Source organism: Roseovarius sp. S88 (assembly GCF_037023735.1).
Lineage (GTDB): Bacteria > Pseudomonadota > Alphaproteobacteria > Rhodobacterales > Rhodobacteraceae > Roseovarius > Roseovarius phycicola.
Genome location: NZ_CP146069.1, coordinates 3,105,788 through 3,125,519, shown reverse-complemented (window position 1 = coordinate 3,125,519; position 19,732 = coordinate 3,105,788). Strand labels below are relative to the sequence as shown.

Annotated in this window: 12 protein-coding genes and 1 pseudogene; 4 read left to right on the top strand and 9 right to left on the bottom strand. The window is 57.0% G+C overall.

Annotated elements, in window-relative coordinates; genetic code table 11:
* Positions 1-43: 43 nt before the first annotated feature.
* Complete coding sequence (gene rpoC, locus RZ517_RS15850) at positions 44-4,285, top strand: DNA-directed RNA polymerase subunit beta' (RefSeq protein WP_338549104.1); 4,242 nt, start codon at positions 44-46, stop codon at positions 4,283-4,285.
* 111 nt (positions 4,286-4,396) lie between these two features.
* Here the strand turns inward: rpoC and RZ517_RS15845 are convergent.
* The 8 genes and pseudogenes from RZ517_RS15845 to RZ517_RS15810 all read right to left on the bottom strand — a co-directional run bounded on the left by RZ517_RS15845 (position 4,397) and on the right by RZ517_RS15810 (position 15,475).
* Positions 4,397-5,556: pseudogene (locus RZ517_RS15845) on the bottom strand (IS30 family transposase).
* A 239-nt stretch (positions 5,557-5,795) separates the two neighbouring features.
* Positions 5,796-9,080 carry a calcium-binding protein gene (locus RZ517_RS15840; protein ID WP_338549103.1) on the bottom strand — a complete coding sequence of 1,095 codons (3,285 nt, stop codon included), beginning with the start codon at positions 9,078-9,080 and terminating at the stop codon, positions 5,796-5,798.
* A 567-nt stretch (positions 9,081-9,647) separates the two neighbouring features.
* Positions 9,648-10,718 (bottom strand): mandelate racemase/muconate lactonizing enzyme family protein, encoded by a 1,071-nt coding sequence (locus RZ517_RS15835; RefSeq protein ID WP_338549102.1) that lies wholly within the window; start codon positions 10,716-10,718, stop codon positions 9,648-9,650.
* Positions 10,719-10,723: 5 nt separating this feature from the next.
* Entirely contained in the window at positions 10,724-11,830 is a 1,107-nt protein-coding gene (locus RZ517_RS15830) for an alcohol dehydrogenase family protein (protein ID WP_338549101.1), read from the bottom strand.
* The gene (locus RZ517_RS15825; protein ID WP_338549100.1) at positions 11,827-12,456 is read right to left on the bottom strand and encodes a class I SAM-dependent DNA methyltransferase; all 630 of its coding nucleotides are present in this window, start codon (positions 12,454-12,456) and stop codon (positions 11,827-11,829) included. The genes RZ517_RS15830 and RZ517_RS15825 overlap by 4 nt, the downstream gene beginning before the upstream one ends.
* Positions 12,453-14,849 carry an FAD-dependent oxidoreductase gene (locus RZ517_RS15820; RefSeq protein ID WP_338549099.1) on the bottom strand — a complete coding sequence of 799 codons (2,397 nt, stop codon included), beginning with the start codon at positions 14,847-14,849 and terminating at the stop codon, positions 12,453-12,455. Before RZ517_RS15820 ends, RZ517_RS15825 begins: the two co-directional genes overlap by 4 nt.
* 3 nt (positions 14,850-14,852) lie before the next feature.
* Positions 14,853-15,230, bottom strand: coding sequence for a cupin domain-containing protein (locus tag RZ517_RS15815; RefSeq protein ID WP_338549098.1), 378 nt, complete (start codon positions 15,228-15,230; stop codon positions 14,853-14,855).
* Complete coding sequence (locus RZ517_RS15810) at positions 15,161-15,475, bottom strand: helix-turn-helix domain-containing protein (RefSeq protein ID WP_338549097.1); 315 nt, start codon at positions 15,473-15,475, stop codon at positions 15,161-15,163. Before RZ517_RS15810 ends, RZ517_RS15815 begins: the two co-directional genes overlap by 70 nt.
* Before the next feature lie 68 nt (positions 15,476-15,543).
* Between RZ517_RS15810 and RZ517_RS15805 the strand changes: the two genes are divergently transcribed.
* Genes RZ517_RS15805 through RZ517_RS15795 form a run of 3 tightly spaced genes read left to right on the top strand, consistent with a single transcriptional unit; the run spans position 15,544 to position 18,328 of the window.
* Positions 15,544-16,374: a hypothetical protein gene (locus tag RZ517_RS15805; protein ID WP_338549096.1), complete on the top strand. Its 831-nt coding sequence runs from the start codon at positions 15,544-15,546 to the stop codon at positions 16,372-16,374.
* Positions 16,371-17,150: a sulfotransferase family protein gene (locus RZ517_RS15800; RefSeq protein WP_338549095.1), complete on the top strand. Its 780-nt coding sequence runs from the start codon at positions 16,371-16,373 to the stop codon at positions 17,148-17,150. Before RZ517_RS15805 ends, RZ517_RS15800 begins: the two co-directional genes overlap by 4 nt.
* Entirely contained in the window at positions 17,147-18,328 is a 1,182-nt protein-coding gene (locus RZ517_RS15795; protein ID WP_338549094.1) for an aromatic ring-hydroxylating oxygenase subunit alpha, read from the top strand. The genes RZ517_RS15800 and RZ517_RS15795 overlap by 4 nt, the downstream gene beginning before the upstream one ends.
* 102 nt (positions 18,329-18,430) lie before the next feature.
* Here RZ517_RS15795 and RZ517_RS15790 read toward each other — a convergent pair whose 3' ends face one another.
* Positions 18,431-19,591 (bottom strand): IS30 family transposase, encoded by a 1,161-nt coding sequence (locus RZ517_RS15790; RefSeq protein WP_338549093.1) that lies wholly within the window; start codon positions 19,589-19,591, stop codon positions 18,431-18,433.
* Between the last annotated feature and the right edge of the window lie 141 nt (positions 19,592-19,732).

Sequence of the window (19,732 nt, the reverse complement as noted above, 5' to 3'; positions counted from 1 at the left end):
CTTTTTCCCGTTTTCCCTCTGCACCTGATTGAAGGATTCTCAAATGAACCAGGAACTGACAAACAACCCGTTCAACCCCAACGCTCCAGCCAAGGTGTTTGACGAAATCAAGGTCTCCTTGGCCTCGCCAGAACGTATTCTGAGCTGGTCCTATGGAGAGATCAAAAAGCCCGAGACGATCAACTACCGGACGTTCAAGCCCGAGCGTGACGGCCTTTTCTGTGCGCGCATCTTTGGCCCAATCAAGGATTACGAATGTCTCTGCGGCAAATATAAGCGCATGAAGTATCGCGGCGTTGTCTGCGAGAAATGCGGTGTCGAAGTCACGCTGCAAAAGGTCCGTCGCGAGCGGATGGGCCACATCGAATTGGCCGCCCCTTGCGCGCATATCTGGTTCCTGAAGTCGCTGCCATCCCGCATCGGCCTCATGCTGGACATGACACTGCGCGATCTGGAGCGGGTGCTTTATTTTGAGAACTACGTGGTGATTGAACCCGGTCTGACGGACCTGACTTATGGTCAGATGCTCTCGGAAGAAGAGTTCATGGACGCACAGGATGCGTATGGCATGGACGCGTTCACCGCCAATATCGGCGCGGAAGCCATTCGCGAAATGCTGGCCAATATCGACCTTGAAAACGAGGCCGAGACGCTGCGTGCCGATCTGGCCGAAGCCACAGGTGAATTGAAGCCCAAGAAGATCATCAAGCGTCTGAAAGTCGTTGAGAGCTTCATCGAATCCGGTAACCGCCCGGAATGGATGGTGATGACCGTTGTTCCGGTCATTCCGCCAGAGCTTCGTCCGCTGGTGCCGCTCGATGGCGGCCGGTTTGCGACCTCTGATCTCAACGACCTTTATCGCCGCGTGATCAACCGGAACAACCGCCTGAAGCGTCTCATCGAGCTGCGCGCGCCGGACATTATTGTGCGGAACGAAAAGCGGATGCTGCAAGAATCGGTTGATGCGCTCTTTGACAACGGCCGTCGCGGCCGCGTCATCACGGGTGCCAACAAGCGTCCGCTGAAGTCGCTGTCAGACATGCTGAAAGGCAAGCAGGGCCGCTTCCGTCAGAACCTTCTGGGTAAGCGCGTCGACTTCTCGGGCCGTTCGGTCATTGTGACCGGTCCTGAGCTTAAGTTGCATCAATGTGGTTTGCCCAAGAAGATGGCGCTGGAGCTGTTTAAGCCGTTTATTTACAGTCGCTTGGAGGCCAAGGGTCTGTCGAGCACGGTAAAGCAGGCGAAGAAGCTCGTCGAAAAAGAACGCCCCGAAGTGTGGGATATCCTTGATGAGGTGATCCGCGAGCATCCGGTTCTTCTGAACCGGGCTCCAACGCTGCACCGGCTGGGTATTCAGGCGTTTGAGCCGCTTCTGATCGAAGGGAAGGCCATTCAACTTCACCCGCTGGTTTGTTCGGCCTTTAACGCCGACTTCGACGGTGACCAGATGGCGGTGCACGTCCCGCTGAGCCTTGAGGCGCAGCTGGAAGCGCGGGTTTTGATGATGTCGACAAACAACGTGTTGTCGCCTGCGAACGGTGCGCCGATCATCGTGCCATCTCAGGACATGGTTCTGGGCCTCTACTACACCTCGATCATGCGTGAAGGCATGAAGGGTGAGGGCATGACCTTTGCCTCCATCGAAGAGGTGCAGCACGCGCTTGATGCGGGTGAAGTGCACCTGCACGCCAAGATCACCGCGCGCATTCCTCAGATTGATGAGACTGGCCAAGAGGTGATGATGCGGTTCGAGACGACGCCGGGCCGTGTGCGGATCGGATCGCTCTTGCCGCTCAACGCCAAAGCGCCGTTTGAGCTGGCCAACAAACTGTTGCGCAAAAAAGAGGTGCAGCAGGTGATCGACACGGTCTATCGCTATTGTGGTCAAAAAGAGAGCGTCATCTTCTGCGACCAGATCATGTCCATGGGCTTTAAAGAAGCGTTCCGTGCGGGGATTTCATTTGGCAAGGACGACATGGTCATCCCAGATGACAAGTGGACGATCGTTGAAGAAACCCGTGACCAGGTCAAAGGGTTTGAGCAGCAATATATGGACGGTCTGATCACCCAAGGTGAGAAGTACAACAAAGTGGTTGATGCCTGGTCGAAATGTAACGATCAGGTCACAGATGCCATGATGGGAACGATCTCAGCCGACAAACGGGATGAGGCCGGTGCCGTTGAAGAACCCAACAGTGTTTACATGATGGCGCACTCCGGTGCGCGTGGCTCGGTCACGCAGATGAAACAGCTGGGCGGCATGCGCGGCCTGATGGCCAAACCGAACGGCGACATCATTGAGACACCAATCATCTCGAACTTTAAAGAAGGCCTGACGGTTCTTGAGTACTTCAACTCAACCCACGGCGCGCGGAAAGGTCTGTCAGACACCGCTCTGAAAACAGCGAACTCCGGTTACCTGACACGTCGTCTCGTGGACGTGGCGCAGGACTGCATCGTGCGGGAGCATGATTGCGGCACCGAGCGTGCGATCACCGCAGAGCCTGCGGTGAACGACGGTGAAGTCGTGGCATCTTTGTCCGAGCGTATCCTGGGCCGTGTTGCGGCGGAGGATATTGTGCACCCAGTGTCCAACGATGTGATTGTTGCCAACGGCCAGTTGATCGACGAACGCACGGCAGATGCCATTGAGGAGGCAGGTGTGCAAACGACGCGCATTCGCTCGCCTCTGACATGTGAGGCCGAGGATGGCGTCTGTGCCATGTGCTATGGTCGTGACCTGGCGCGGGGCACAATGGTCAACACCGGCGAAGCTGTGGGGATCATCGCAGCGCAATCCATTGGTGAGCCGGGCACGCAGCTGACGATGCGGACGTTCCACATTGGTGGTGTTGCACAAGGTGGCCAGCAATCGTTCCTTGAGGCAAGCCAGGCGGGCAAGGTTGTCTTTGAGAATGCCCAGACGCTGGAGAACGCCAATGGCGAAACTCTTGTGATGGGCCGCAACATGAAGCTCTTGATCATGAGCGACAAGGATGTCGAACTGGCCAGCCACAAGGTTGGGTACGGCACCAAGCTTTTTGCCAAGGATGGCGACAAGGTGGCTCGGGGCGACAAGCTCTTTGAGTGGGACCCTTACACATTGCCTATTCTGGCCGAGAAGAGCGGGACGGCGAAATTTGTAGACCTGGTCTCTGGTATTGCGGTGCGCGATGTGACGGATGATGCCACCGGCATGACCCAGAAAATCGTGACCGACTGGCGTGCGGCACCTAAAGGCAACGAATTGAAGCCTGAAATCCTGATTGTCGACAAAGATGGCGAGCCGGTGCGCAACGATGCGGGCAACCCGGTGACCTATCCGATGTCGGTGGATGCGATCCTGTCCATTGAAGAAGGCCAGGAGGTGCATGCCGGCGATGTTGTGGCGCGTATCCCGCGGGAAGGTGCCAAGACCAAGGACATCACCGGGGGTCTGCCACGGGTGGCTGAACTCTTTGAGGCGCGCCGTCCCAAAGATCACGCCATTATTGCCGAGATCGACGGCTATGTGCGCTACGGTCGCGACTACAAGAACAAGCGCCGGATCAGCATCGAGCCTGCCGATGAGAGCATGGAGCCCGTCGAATACATGGTGCCCAAGGGCAAGCACATTCCGGTTCAGGAAGGTGACTACGTCCAGAAAGGCGACTACATCATGGACGGCAACCCGGCCCCGCATGACATCCTGAGTATCATGGGTGTCGAGGCGCTTGCCGATTACATGATCGACGAAGTTCAGGACGTGTATCGACTGCAAGGCGTGAAGATCAACGACAAGCACATCGAGGTTATCGTGCGCCAGATGCTTCAGAAGTGGGAGATCCAGGATTCTGGGGAAACCACGCTTCTGAAAGGTGAGCATGTGGACAAAGCCGAGTTTGATGCCGCCAATGAAAAGGCCATTGAACGCGGCAAACGCCCCGCTCAAGGCGAGCCGATCCTGCTTGGGATCACCAAGGCCAGCCTCCAGACACGCTCGTTCATCTCAGCCGCGTCCTTCCAGGAGACCACGCGTGTTCTCACCGAGGCCTCGGTGCAGGGCAAGCGCGACAAGCTTGTCGGTCTGAAGGAGAACGTCATCGTGGGTCGCCTTATTCCAGCGGGCACAGGTGGTGCGACACTTCAGATGCGCCAGATCGCGCAGCAGCGGGACAATGTGGTCATCGAGGCCCGTCGCGAAGAGGCCGAAGCGGCCGCTGCCTTGGCTGCGCCGATTGACGATATCGTAGGCGGCGATGCGTTCGACACGTTTATTGAAACGCCGGAAAGCCGCGAAGAGTAAGTCGACTGTATAAATGAATGGAAGTGCCCTGCCTGATTGGTGGGGCATTTTTCTTTTTTGGTGCGAAGATAGTCGTTGAGAAGTTTTGAATGTCCGCTTCGTCCTGCGGATTCAATGGATCGCCGCAACACACTGTGCAAACTTCTCCGCCGGGGTTTCGTATTGCAAGGTTTTTCGTGGCCGCTCGTTGAGTTGCCGCGCGACGGCGCTGAGTTTGGCCTGACTGAGGGTCGACATGTCGATGCCTCGCGGGAAGTACTGACGCAAGAGCCGGTTGGTGTTCTCGTTACTGCCGCGTTGCCACGGCGATTGCGGATCGCAGAAGAAGACGTCGATCTTTGTCGCCATGGTGAACGCCGCATGGGCGGCCATCTCTGAGCCGCGATCCCATGTCAGCGAGCGGTAGAGTTCTTTGGGCAATTTTCGGGCCTGCTTGATCAGGGCGGTGATAACGCTTTGCGTATCCTTGTTCGCAACTTTGGCCAGCATCACGAACCGCGAGTGCCGCTCGACCAGCGTAGCGATGTAGCTGTTGTTTGCCCCAACGATCAGATCGCCCTCCCAGTGGCCGGGCACGGCCCGGTCTTCGATTTCGGGCGGGCGCTCGCTGATCGGCACTGCGTCTTTGATCTTGCGTAGCTTCAGACCTTTCTGGGTCGCATGCCGGGACCGACGGATGGCGCGCGGGCTGCGCAGGCATTGCTGCAGCTCCTTCTTCAGAACGCCGCGCGTCTGCACATAAAGGCTGCGATAGATCGTCTCGTGGCTCACACGCTCTCGCTCTTTGTTTGGGTGCTTGCGCATCAGCCAGCCCGCGATCTGCTGAGGAGACCACTTCAACCGCAGCTTTCGGGCAATGAACCGACACAAGTGGTCGTTGAAGGAGAGCTTACAGGCTTTGGGCCGCCTTGCGCAGTCCCATGCGCGCTGATCTGACAATGCCGCGCGATACGCCTTGCGCCCACCGTTTCTGCGCACCTCCCGGCTGATCGTCGAGGGAGTACGTCTAAGGTCGCGCGCAATAGAGCGCAATGACCGATCCCCTGCCAGCCCACGGGATATCTCCTCACGCCCCTCGAGGCTCAAGGCCAGCCGAGACCTGGTGCGTGCACGCGGACGGATACCACCAGTCAAAGCCAGATGCGGAAAATCGAAGACGACGCACGATCAAACCTGCGGCCTATCGAGCTCAGGGACTCACCCCGCTGCCACCGATCCCACATCTCCGACTTCTGTTTGTCCGTATAAAACGTCCGCGTGCGGTACTTCATGATCAACACTCCATCTCTCCAAAAAGATTAAAGTGTTGCGACCACCCGTTGAATCCTCAGGGATGAAGCAGTCATTCAAGAGTTGTCACACAACCAAAACTTGGGCGCCTGCACTGGTAGTAAGGTTTACGGAAATCCGGATGCCAAAATTTGTTTTCAGAGATTTACTGTGCTGAACTTGCAACCTGATCCAAAGTGGACATCTCGGATCAGGTTCCATTCGCAACTGTGGTTACACGCTAGATTAGAAAATCGTTGGCGGTGAGCTCAAAAGCTGAGCTGGAAAACACATCCACCGTCGCCTCTTGGCATTTGTCATTTACAAATGTGATTGTGGCCGCCGTGTCAGACGTTTGGGTGATGGTGATGTCTTCGAAATCATCCACTTCATCAAGACGAGATAGATCAATTCGATCAACGCCCGCTTCCCAATCAACAATCGTGCCGCCTTTGCTTTTGCCCTGGAACCCAAAGGTGTCTGCACCATCGCCGCCAATCATTACGTCAATGCCTCCGGTTGATACCAGAACATCATTGTCATCTCCGCCATCCAACACGTCTCGGCCCCATCCGCCTTCGAGATAGTCGTTTCCGCCCCCTCCAAACAGGATGTCATTGCCGCCATCACCAAAGACAAAATCATCGCCGTCGCCGGCGGTGACCAGGTCATTGCCGCGATTGCCGTGAATATTGTCGGCGCCATCCGTTCCCACCAAGTTGTCGGCATCATTGGTTCCGGCCTGATGCGCGGGCGCGTTGGCAATCGGTTCTAACGCGTCAATACCGTCGAATACGCCCTTTGCTTGAACCGTAACGTTGTCCTGGGTGACCGTGTCGCCATACACTTTGAGCGTGCCGAGTGGATCCTCGTCATGCGCACCGCCGCCATCGCCTTGTTGAGAGCGAATAGCGATCAAGGAGTAGTCACCACCCGCATCCTTTCCATAAGTGATGTCCGCAATCTCAACAGTATGGCCACGCAAAATGATCTGGTCCCCATCCTGTTCAGAGAAATCAAGCAAGGTGTCATTCCCGATGCCTTCAACCCAGTGGTCATGCACTGCATCGTTTTCGCCTGCAACTTTGCGCCAATTGATTGTGCCATCATCTCTGGTGTGTTTCGCAAGTACTACGGCCGTCGCGTTGAGCAACATATTAAAAGTGAACCGGTCCTTGCCTTGCCCTCCGGAAATCACGTCATTTGTCGTAGACGGGTCAACGGGTGGGTTGATCCGGCCCTCGGCCCCATCGGTTTGCGCCGGATCCGGTTCGCCCGCATCGGCATATACGCGAATGTAATCGCGTCCTGCGCCGGCAAACACGGTTTGCGCGCCAGCTCCGATTTCGATGTGGTCCGTTGTCTTGATGCTTGCTGGTGCTGTGATGATTTCTTCGCCGTCGGTGGAGGACGCAAAGCTTTGCACACCTCCATTGAACTCAGCGAGTTGATCGGCCTCGGTAAGCCGGTCGACACCGTCGAAAACGCCCGAAGCCTGGACCTTGATGTCCTCTAAATTGACCTTGTCGCCATAGACCTTGATCGTGCCAAGCGGGTCTTCGTCATGCGCACCAGTTTCGGTGTTGGCACCCCCGGCGCCGCCATTGCCCTGTTGACTGATGATACGAACAAGGGAAAACTCCCCACCCTCATCTGCACCATAGGTGATGTCGGCAATCTCGACCGTGTGACCGCGCACGACGATCTTGTCACCTTCGGACTTGTTGTAGTCCATGATCATGTCATTGCCGATGCCCTCGACCCAGTGATCATGCACATTGTCATTCTCACCAGCCACTTTGCGCCAGTTGACGTGACCGCGATCATTGGTGTGCTGCGCAAGAACTTCTGCGCGCGCGTTTAAAAGCGCATGGAATTCAAATCGATCTCCCCCGGCACCACCGATAAAGACGTCATCCGAAGCACTTTCGGAAAGCGCAGGATTGACCCGGCCGTCGGCACCATCCGTTTGGGCAGGGTCCGGCTCACCGGCGTCGCCGTAAGAAATGAACCTGTCTCCACCTGCGCCGCCATTGACCGTCTGCGAGCCGCTTCCTGCCTTGATGAAGTCCCAGCGTGATGTGCCTTCGAAATTCAGATCGATGCTTTCCGGGTTTTCAGCGCCCCACTGCGGTTCGACAATTTCGCGCTCGGGCGTTGATGCCGGAGAGGTCGCTTCGCCGTCGCTGATCTCATCCAGTTGATCCACACCATAGAAAACCTTGGCCTTCACATTGATGTCGTCCTCTGTGACCTTGTCACCATAGACTTTGATTGTGCCAAGCGGATCTTCATCATGCGCGCCGCCACCATCGCCTTGTTGCGAACGCAACGTGATCAGGGAAAAGTCGCCCCCGTCATCTTCGCCATATGTGATTGACGCAATCTCTACGGTGTGTCCGCGAATGTCGATCTTGTCACCATCCTGGTTTGAAAAATCCAGGATCGTGTCATTGCCAATGCCTTCAACCCAATGGTCGTGTACATTGTCATTCTCACCCGCCACTTTGCGCCAGTTAACTGAGCCATCGTCGCGCGTGTGTTTTTCAAGGATTTCTTCCTTGGCATTGAGCAACAGCCGGAATGCAAATGTGTCTTTGCCTTGCCCGCCCGCCAAAACGTCGTCTGCGGCTCCATCCGGAATGGCTGGATTAACGCGGCCGTCCGCACCATCTGTTTGCGCGGGATCCGGTTCGCCGCCATCCGAATAGCTGAAAATCAGGTCATTGCCACCGCCTGTGTCAATCGTCTGGCTGCCTTCGCCGGCGTGCACCACGTCGCGTTGGCGATAGAGGCTCCCGTCGTAATTGTCACCGTCGGTGTTCGTGTAAACCTCCTGTGTGACCCCAGCGTCGATGGCGCCATAGACCGCATTGGCGTGGTAGAGACGGTCGATCCCGTCATTGGTATTGGTCACCTTCACATCATCCAGTGTGACTTCGTCGCCATAGACTTTGATCTGACCCAGCGGGTCCTCGTCATGGGCGCCCGTGGCCGTGTTGGCCCCACCTGCACCGCCGTTGCCCTGTTGGCTGATCACAGTGATAAGCGAATACGCGCCCCCTTCATCCTCGCCATAGGTGATGGATTGGATTGTTGCCGTGTGTCCTTTGATTTCGATTGTGTCACACTCAGCCTTGGAAAAATCCGTGATGGTATCGAAGCCAAACCCATTGACCCAGTGGTCGTGAACATTGTCATTTTCGCCCGCGACCTTGGCCCAATTCGTGCGCCCAGCGGAATTTGTGTGCTGGGCAATGACCTCTTCCTTCGCGTCAATAAGCGCGTGGAACTCAAACCGATCCGCACCGTCACCACCGGTCAGCGTATCATTCGCAGTCTCCGCTGAAACAGCCTCGGTTACGCGACCATCAGAGCCATCGGTCTGGGCCGGATCTGGTTCTCCAGCATCGGCCAAAGAAACGATCCTGTCATTTCCACCCCCGCCTTCTACATTCTGAGCACCACTTCCCACGATAATGCGGTCATTTCTATTCGTTCCGTTGATGTCGTCTTGCACTTTCATTCTCCGTCTTGTGTCGCGTCGTTATGCAGGCGGGGAGCCTTGGATCTTGCGCGCGTTTTCTGCGCCAAATTCCGACGAAGAGCTGGGCAAAAGCATGGCGGGAAAGCACACAATTCTGCCCTAGTTGACGATCCTGAACCATTTGAATCTCTGGTGGAAAACTTGGCACTGGACAGCCAAGTGCTTAAAAGAAAAGAAACTTTAGCTGCCGCGTTCGCTCGTTAAACACGTGTGTGACAGGCAAAAAACGCTGCAACTCCGTCGGCGGAGTTCTGCGCAAAACCGGCCTCTCAAGGGCAACAGAAAATGACAATCTTTGTCATGAGTCCAAGAGTGTTTCGGAGGTGCAAACAAATGATGCTTGAGACAACAAGCAAACATTGGCTTTTCATATTTCCGGCAGCAAGCCTTTCAACCCAAAAACGATTGGCTGTACGCGTTAGATGACTGCTGTGAGCCAGGATTTACCAACGCTGCATGTCGTGCGAACGGTTGGTTTTAAGTATGAATCACCGCAGATTAAGGAGCGCTACCCACATCAAAGGTAAGAGTGAACGCATTGGCCGACTACTGGCACTGCAGAAGATAATCATCGAAAATCCCGACGAGGTTCGCGGTAAGCGACGGAGCGATGCGATTAGGCCAATTTCTGACAATCAGATCAGAGGGTGTTTCGATTGGTTCTGTCAGATCTATTGAGGCCAATACGCGCCCGGGTTGTGATCCGGCTGCGACAGACAACGCTGCCCATGCGCCGATCTGTCCACACCAAGGGCCATCAATCCGCATTTTGATCGATGCCGTCGCACACATATCACGCGCCGTCCGCGAGGCAGATAAGCTTCCCAACAAGGCGGGTTTGATCACCACGGAATGCGCGGCGCGATCTTCGACGGCTCTGACATAGGTTTCTAGATCAATCATCGACTGATCAAACATCAAGGGCGCCGCAAGCTTGCGGGCCAGTTCGAGGTTCTCATCATAGGTGTTGCACGGCTCTTCCCAAATCAGCCTGGGATCGTCCAACTCACCAAGGTGTGTCAGAGCCTGCTCAACCGAAAGCGCGCCGTTAAAATCCGCGAGTAGCAATTGGTCGGGTGTCATCACATTAAGAACGGCTCGCACGCGGTCTATATCATCCGAGACCTCGCCAATTCCCAGCTTGGCCTGGATGACGGCAAAGGCGGCCCCTTTGGACCGCACCACCTCAGCCATGTCGTCGGGCGCTTCGCTGGAGAGAGACAGATAAGTCTGCGCATCCCCTTCCGTAGGGCCGCCCAGAAGGCTCACCAACGGCACGCCTAGTTTCTGCGAAATTAGGTGGTGATACGCGGTATCGAGGGCGAAACACAGACCGCGCCATGGTCGACCCTGCGCGCACCAGGTCTGGATCAACCCCGCTAGATCGGCCAAGGGTCTGCCTTTCAATGCTTCAATCATTTCGGCTTCGGCCGCTTCTGCCTCCTCCATTGGCACGGCAGGCCAGCGGACGTTTTCGCCAACCCCTTGCGAGCCGTCTTCAAGCGTGATGCGCACCAGTTGGTCGTATAGCGTGTTCTGTATGACAAAAGACATCGCGTAACCGCCGCCTGTGAAACACGGCTCGAAGGGAATGGTTTCAATGTTGATGATGCGCATGTCGCTTACTCTATCGTCACAACAATTTTTCCAATATGGGACTTGGCCAGGAATGCCTCCTGTGCCAGCACAAGGTCTTTCAACGCAAATGAGGCCGCCAACTGCGGGGCAAGTTGGCCTGTTTCGATCAACCGGCAGGCCTGGGCAAAAAGACCCGGTGGTGTGATGGTGGCACCGGTAAATTGCAGGTCTTTGTAGATCAGCAAACGCAGATCGAAGGCGACAACCGGACCGGCGATGGCCCCGCTGGTCGAATAGCGCCCGCGTTGACGCAACGCACCAACAAGGGGCGGAAATAGCGCGCCGCCCACAACATCAAGTGCCACATCGACAGCGCCGCCTGCTGCATCCCGAATGTCATCCTCCAAAGAAGCGCTATTGCGATCCATCACAGCAGAACAACCAAGTTCCCTGAGCGTTTCGGCCTTTTGCGGTGTTGAGATCGCGATAACCTGCGCGCCGCGCAACAAACATAGCTGAATAGCTGTTGAGCCGACCCCGCCAGAGGCGCCAGCAATCACCACCCATTCTCCGGGTTGCGGGTCTGCGCGCCAAACCAGATGCTCTGCCGTGGTCAGGACAGTGGGGAAGGTGGCCAGTTCCGCGTCCGACAGCGGGGAGTTGATTGGAACCGCATTGGCGGCGCGGATCGTCACATAATCGGCAAAACCTCCATTGCATTCTGATCCAAAGTAACTGGCATTCTCAGCCAAGTGCCATTGGCCATGTCCATGGAGCCACGGGTCAAGGATCACGCGTTCACCCAACCGTGATGGATCGACATCCATGCCCACGGCGGCAATGCGCCCGGCCACGTCCGCGCCCTGAATGCGCGGAAAGGTGATCTGTGAATTACTCCAACTGCCCTGCGCGGCTTCAGCTTCGGCAAATCCGTCTTTTCCGCCCGCTTGCGTGATCCCGTCAGTAACTGTTTTTGAATACCACGCCGTGCGCGTGTTGATATCGGTGTTGTTCAGTCCGCACGCGCCGACCTTGACCAAAACCTCATCCGGTTTGGGCTTTGGGGTTGGCCAATCGTCATGATAGACAAGCTGATCCAGCCCGCCATGGCCCACAAGCACAACGGCGCGCATACGATCAGGAATGGTCATGCGTCGGCCTTTCGAAAGACATGCAGACGGTGCGTGACCTCTTCGGCGCCGTAAGGCATGGACTGGATGCTGTCGCTGCTCCAGACATGATGCCACGCGCCTGCCTCTGCGAGGGCGGCGACCTTATCGGGATAGGCCGGGTCCTGTGCGGGATCATCGCGCAAGCTGAACACGATGGCGGCCCCAGGGCGGGCAACACGGATCAACCCCTCAAAACTGTCGGGCGATGCGTGGTTGGGCGTGATTGTCCCAATGCAAAGCACTGCTCCCATGCTGTCGTCCGGAAGGTTCAACCGTGGCCCCAAGGCGCCTTGATGCAACTTGGAATAGATGCCTTTGGCGCGGGCGATCTTTAGCATGCCGTCAGATAGGTCCAGCCCAATCAGCGGACCGTAGCCCAGCAGTGCCAAAGCTTCAGCTTGAAGGCCGCCTCCGCATCCTGCATCCAGAATAGGATCAGTGTCAGGCGCCACGTATCGGGCAAACGCCCCAGCGGCTATCGCAGGCAGACGATAGCCCATTGCACAGAGATCACGCTCATAGCTTTCGGCCCATGTGTCGTAGACGGCCTGCTGATCCTCCGCAGAGTTCGCCCTGTAAGACCTCAAAACCTTGTTGTCGCTCATACCTTTAACCTTTCATTTTCCGGGTCCCATGGCGCGTTCGGCAGAACCTTGGCCCTGACGCGTTGGCCAAGGATTGACACATCCAATACGGTGTCGGGCTGTCGTGCCTCCTCTGACAAAAACCCTATGGCCAGAGACTGCCCAACCGTGTGCCCGTAGGCCGCCGAGGTGATCGAACCCACCATGCGCCCGTCCTTGAAAACGGCCTCACCCGTCAAGGCTTCGGTTTCTTCGTCCTCCAGCGCCAGCAATGCGATACGACTGCGCGGCCTTCGCGCAAGCATCGCATCGCGACCGACAAAGTCCTTGTCCGTTGCGGCAAACCGCTCTTGTGCGACATCCTTGTGGCATGCGTCATTGGCCAGCTCGTGCCCCCCGCGATAAAATTTCTCAATCCGGAGACTGTCTAGCGCCTTGGTGCCAAAAGGCGCGATCCCATGCGGCTGGCCCGCGTCCCACAGCCTATCCCACAACACCCCCAGCTGGTCATTGGGCGCATGTAACTCATAGGCCAGCTCACCTGAAAAACTGAGCCGCAGGGCAAGCACTGGGACATCAGCGACTACCAGATCTTTGCAGGCCAGCCACCGCAGAGCATCGTTAGAAACATCATCGTTGGTGAAGGCGGCAAGCGCGTCACGCGACTTTGGTCCGGCCAAACCAAGAATACCAATCTCATCCGTAGCATTGGTCATCGCGACGTCCGTCATCGGTACACCACAATGCAGGGTCATCCAGTCCCATACCCGCCGTTCGGACGGTGCGCCGGTCACAAAGTAAAAACTTTCAGCTCCGGTTCGCGCGATTGTTGCTTCGCCCTCGATTGTGCCTTTGCGATTGAGCAGAAGGGTCAGGCAAGTGCGTCCAACACGCGGCATCCGGTTGGCACAGATGGCATTTAGCCAATCCTCGGCCCCCGGGCCATCGATGCGAAACTTGGCAAAGGCGGATAAATCGGAGAGCCCCACGCGTTGGCGCACAGCCTGACATTCGGCCGCCACCTGATCAAACGCAGATGTGCGCCGCCAGCCCAAAGGGTCAGGCGCATATAGGCGGGGGCGTTCCCATCCTCCGGCCTCTTCAAACGTTGCACCCAACGCCGCCGTGCGATCATGAGCACCTGATGTCTTGATCCCACGAAAGCTGTCGCGCTGATGCTGGGGAAAGGGCATTGCTTGACGTAGAGTGTAGTCTTCGGTCGCGCGGGTTTTGGCATAGTCCGCATCGGCCCAGGTGCCGAACCGGCGCGGATCGAAGGCGCGGGTAGAGATGTCTGCGGAGCCTTCGATCATCCACTGCGCCAACGCTCGACCTGCGCCGGGCCCCCAGGCGATGCCCACGGTCGCCCCACATGCGAGCCAGTAGTTACGCAATCCAGGTGCAGGGCCCAGCATCATCGCACCATCGGGCGTATAGGTGATACCGCCATTTACCACCCGCTTGATGCCACGATTCATCAGGGCGGGCATGCGCTCAAAACAGTTTTCCAGCCAGGGCGTAATCCCGTCCCAGTTTGGCTCGAATAGCTCATTGGCACTGTCCCACGGGCAGCCATCAAGCCAGACCGATTGCGGGTCTTGTTTGTCGTAGAGACCGATCAGTGCCGACCCCTGTTCGCGGCGGATGTAGCCGCAGAAATAGTCATCGCGAGTGACAGGAATTTCGTGTTGCATCTGGTCGAATTCCGGCACGGCATCGGTTACCACATAGTGATGCAGCATTGTGGTGATCGGCAGGTCCAACCCCACCATCGCACCGACTTGCCGCGCGTGATATCCGGCTGCGTTAACCACATGTTCTGCAACAATCGTGCCTTGGTCGGTCACTACCTCCCATGCGCCTGACGGCAACTGACGGGTATCCGTCACACGGCAATTGCGGATAACCTTGGCCCCAAGTTGGCGCGAGCCTTTGGCCATCGCCTGACATGTGCCAGACGGGTCTACATGGCCATCATCCGGTGTATAGATCGCGCCCAGCACATCGGCTTTTTCGACGTCATAAAGCGGGTTCAATCGAGCGACTTCGGCTGCATCGATGATCTCGGCCTCTTGTCCGCGGGCCAGAACAGCATCGCGGATGTGATTGATCCAGTCCATGTGATCAGGGCTGGTTGCCACCCGCAGGGACCCGCAATTGTGCCAGCTAACGCCAACTTCGGTCTCAGCTTCGACCCTTTTGTATAGATCGACTGCATAATCGTGCATGGCGCCGAGGGCCTGACCCCCAACCATCCGGCTCACCAAACCGGCGGCGTGCCACGTTGCCCCGCTGGTCAGCTCGGCCTTTTCGATCAACACACAATCGGTCCACCCCATATGCGCGAGGTGATATAGCACCCCGGCACCCATATTGCCGCCTCCGATGACGACGACACGTGTATGGCTTTGCATGGGCTATCTTCTGAGGTTGACGGGCGTATTGGCCCAGACGATCTGGGCCTCGCTGTCGCCAGGGTTGGAATAGCGATGCGGCAGGTTGGCGGCGAAGGAAAAGCTGTCGCCGGTACCCAGCCGAAATACTTTCCCATCCAGATGAAGATCTATCTGTCCTTTGATCACCAACCCCGCTTCTTCGCCGGTATGGGTGTAAAGCTCATCCCCTGAATTGCCGCCCGGCTGATAGGTCGACATGCCAAGCGCAAGCTGCCCATCAAGGCTGGCGGATAACAGATGGTCCTCAAACCCCATGTAATCGGTCGAAGTCAGCCCCGAATAGCTGAGCTTTCGACGACGACCCGCGCGCACCACACAAGGGCGCTCATCCGCGGGCACAGGGCCGTCTGTTTCAAAAACCAACCCACCGGAACACCAAGTGCGCCTGCGAGCTCCTGCAATGTGGTCACAGATGGTCGGGCCTGACCTCGCTCAATCTTGGAGATGAATGAGACGGATTTGCCACTGGCCACCGCCAGATCATCCAGCGTCAACCCTTGCGCCCGTCGCAACCCGCGTAGGTCTTCGCCCAGTTGTGTCAGAGCGTCTTTAGGAGGCGTTAATTCATTTTTCTTGACGTACATGACAAATTGATGCCTAAAATTTTCCTAAAGCGCAATAACGAATCCAAATTTGTTCAGAAGAAGGTCATATGAAGCCGGAACGTTGGAACGACCCGAGCAAGAAAATCTTTCCCCATCAGGTGGGATTTACAGCACCTCCACATGATTTTGATGCCGCCCCGCATGATTTTCTGAGGATCGCGCCCGAAGGCGTCGGCGCCCATGGAAGGTTGATCCATGTCGAAGAATACGCCCATCAGCTCTCTCAACGCGTCGATAACTTTCACAAGCTCGAAGAGGTTGTGCACTGCATGTCCAACGCCGGGGCCGATGTTGTGGGACAGGTTGGCACCAACTGGTCCCATGCGGGCGGCAAGACGCCCGCCGATATCCGAGCGTTTTGCGACCGGATGGAAGATACTTATCAGGTACCGCTGCATATGGCGGGCATGTCTTTGGTCGAGGCGGCAAAGGACATGGGCGCCAAATCCATCGCGGTGAATGGCGTCTATTTCTGGCCCGACTGGCGTGAGGGGACCACCCGGTTTCTGGCCGATGGTGGCTTGGACATCCTTTACTCGGGGAATTTCGTCAATCACGGATTGATGGGCACTCAGGAAGAGGTGAACGAGGCGACTTGGATCTTCCCCGGCGATTTCGCGTTGAAGTCGTTCGAATATGTGGCCGAACAAGCTCCCGACGCAGATGTTCTGATCAGCCTGGGTATGCCCAATTTCCGCCGCGCAGATGGCCTCCCGCTGCGCATGGTCAGTGTCGTGCGTGAGATAGAAGAGAAAATCGGCAAACCCATCATCTCTGCCGATTGCGCGCTTTACTGGAACATCTTCCGCACATTGGGCGTCGCTCCCGTGGGCGATCAACCTCGGTTGCTGGCCTCCTTGCAGGAGACAGCCGCATGACAGGGCACCCGATCTATTTCCTGTGGGCCACGCCCCGCTCGACCTCGACCGCCTTCGAATGGATGATGCGCCAGCGCGGTGATCTGAGCTGTTTTCACGAACCTTTTGGTATGGCCTGGTATCAGGGCCCCGAGGCACGCGCGCCACGCGTTGCTCCCACGGACCGGCAGCGCCCAGAGGCCACGTTCGAGAAAATCTGGATTGACATACAGGAGGCCGCCGAAAAGCGCCCCGTCTTTGTCAAGGACATGCCCCACCATACCGATCATCTGTGGAGTGATGCGTTTCTGGAAAGGATCACTCACAGCTTTCTGATCCGTGATCCGGCCAAGGTACTGGCCTCGCTGCACTGCTCCTACAAGAAGGCGGGGATGGAAGACGGGTTTGAAGCCCAAGAAATCAGCTTTGGTCCGCAACAGGCGCTCTTTGATCTGCTCCGCGCCCTTGGGCAAACCCCGCCGGTTCTGGACAGTGACGATTTGCTGGAAGACCCCGATACCATGGTGCGCATTTATTGTAAGGCGATTGGCATCCCCTTTATCCGCGCGGCTCTTAGCTGGGAACCGGGCGCGCGTGATGATGTGCTGTGGTATGATGGCAATGACGAGATTTGGCATGCTTCCCTGCGCGACAGCGACGGGCTGAAACCGATCCCGCGCAAACATGTGGATCCAGACGATCTGCCAGAGAATTTGAATTTACATTATGAAACCTTCATGCGTCACTACAACTCGCTGTACACGCACAGGCTGCGCCCCGAAATGGTGAGTGGATGACCGACGATATTCGCAAAAAAGTTGTGGATCTGATCGGCGAAGAGGGCTTGGCTCAGGCGTTCGCCCCGATTGAAGCGGCCAGCGGATTGCCCAATGCCGCCTACTGGTCAGAAGACTGGCTGAAGCTTGAGCAAGAACATTGCTTTGCCCGCGCTTGGGTCTTTGCCGGGGCCTGTGCGGAATTGCCCGAGCCGGGCGATATGAAGCCCATCGAAATCGGCGGCGCGCCCCTGATTATTCTGCGCGATCAGGATGGGGACATCCGCGCGCTACATAACGTTTGTCGCCATCGCGGGGCCAGGCTGTTGACCGAACCTTGCAAGAAGCCAACGCTGACCTGCCCCTACCACGCGTGGAGCTATGGGCTGAACGGCAAGCTGCGCTCGCGCCCTCATTTTTCCGGCCCGAATGTGGTGGACAAGTTCGAGGATGGCGGCGGCGAGAAACTGGACTTAGTGCAAGTGCGTTGCGAGACATGGAACGGGTGCATCTTTGTCAATGTTTCGGGCGATGCCGAGCCGTTGGACGAATGGCTCAAACCATTGCTGGAACGAACCGGTAACTATGATTTTTCCGCGATCCGCTGGGCTGGCAAGCTCGAGTTTGAAGTGAACGCCAACTGGAAGCTGGTCTACGAGAACTACATGGAAGGCTACCACGTCTTCGCGGTGCATCCCAAGCTGCTGAAATTCGCACCGATGAATGTTCGTTGGTCAGGGGAATGGGACCGGCATGTGTTTTACAACGATTATGTCTTTCCGGAATTGGATGAGGGCCGGGGCGAGGGGTTACCTCATTATCCAGGCCTGTCCGAAGCAGATGCCAAACGCGGTCTGTGGTTCCTGTGTTTTCCGCATTTCGCGGCAGAAGTCTTTCCCGATCAGTTTTCAGTTCTGGTCAGCTACCCGGTGGCACCGGACGAAACACGAGAAGAATTGCATGTCTTCCTGATTGGCGATGCGGCCACATCGGACGCCTATAAAGACGCCCGCGAGGCCACATTAAAAATGTGGGACGACCTAAACCGAGAAGACCTCGGCATGTTGGAACTCTTGCAACAGGGGCGTCTGTCGCCAGCCTACGATGGGGGTCGGCTGAGCCCGCACTGGGAAGGCCCCACGCATGACTTTGGCCGACGCGTGGTTGAGCGGATATTGTCCTGGCAACCTGTGTTTTGAACTTCCCTACGGCTCCAACAAAACCTAGTGGCGGTAGCAACACGTTAACAACATAGCGGACACTCGAGGTTGCCACTCGTAAGGCCGGTTTGCCATGCGGATTCAATGGATCGCCGCAACACACTGTGCAAACTTCTCCGCCGGGGTTTCGTATTGCAAGGTTTTTCGTGGCCGCTCGTTGAGTTGCCGCGCGACGGCGCTGAGTTTGGCCTGACTGAGGGTCGACATGTCGATGCCTCGCGGGAAGTACTGACGCAAGAGCCGGTTGGTGTTCTCGTTACTGCCGCGTTGCCACGGCGATTGCGGATCGCAGAAGAAGACGTCGATCTTTGTCGCCATGGTGAACGCCGCATGGGCGGCCATCTCTGAGCCGCGATCCCATGTCAGCGAGCGGTAGAGTTCTTTGGGCAATTTTCGGGCCTGCTTGATCAGGGCGGTGATAACGCTTTGCGTATCCTTGTTCGCAACTTTGGCCAGCATCACGAACCGCGAGTGCCGCTCGACCAGCGTAGCGATGTAGCTGTTGTTTGCCCCAACGATCAGATCGCCCTCCCAGTGGCCGGGCACGGCCCGGTCTTCGATTTCGGGCGGGCGCTCGCTGATCGGCACTGCGTCTTTGATCTTGCGTAGCTTCAGACCTTTCTGGGTCGCATGCCGGGACCGACGGATGGCGCGCGGGCTGCGCAGGCATTGCTGCAGCTCCTTCTTCAGAACGCCGCGCGTCTGCACATAAAGGCTGCGATAGATCGTCTCGTGGCTCACACGCTCTCGCTCTTTGTTTGGGTGCTTGCGCATCAGCCAGCCCGCGATCTGCTGAGGAGACCACTTCAACCGCAGCTTTCGGGCAATGAACCGACACAAGTGGTCGTTGAAGGAGAGCTTACAGGCTTTGGGCCGCCTTGCGCAGTCCCATGCGCGCTGATCTGACAATGCCGCGCGATACGCCTTGCGCCCACCGTTTCTGCGCACCTCCCGGCTGATCGTCGAGGGAGTACGTCTAAGGTCGCGCGCAATAGAGCGCAATGACCGATCCCCTGCCAGCCCACGGGATATCTCCTCACGCTCCTCGAGGCTCAAGGCCAGCCGAGACCTGGTGCGTGCACGCGGACGGATACCACCAGTCAAAGCCAGATGCGGAAAAATCGAAGACGACGCACGATCAAACCTGCGGCCTATCGAGCTCAGGGACTCACCCCGCTGCCACCGATCCCACATCTCCGACTTCTGTTTGTCCGTATAAAACGTCCGCGTGCGGTACTTCATGATCAACACTCCATCTCTCCAAAAAGATTAAAGTGTTGCGACCACCCGTTGAATCCTCACAGCTAAACTGACGTTCAGCCCAGAATTGACCAACAGAAAGCGTTGGATGTCAGTTTCGAGCCCGAACCTTCCAGATTCTGC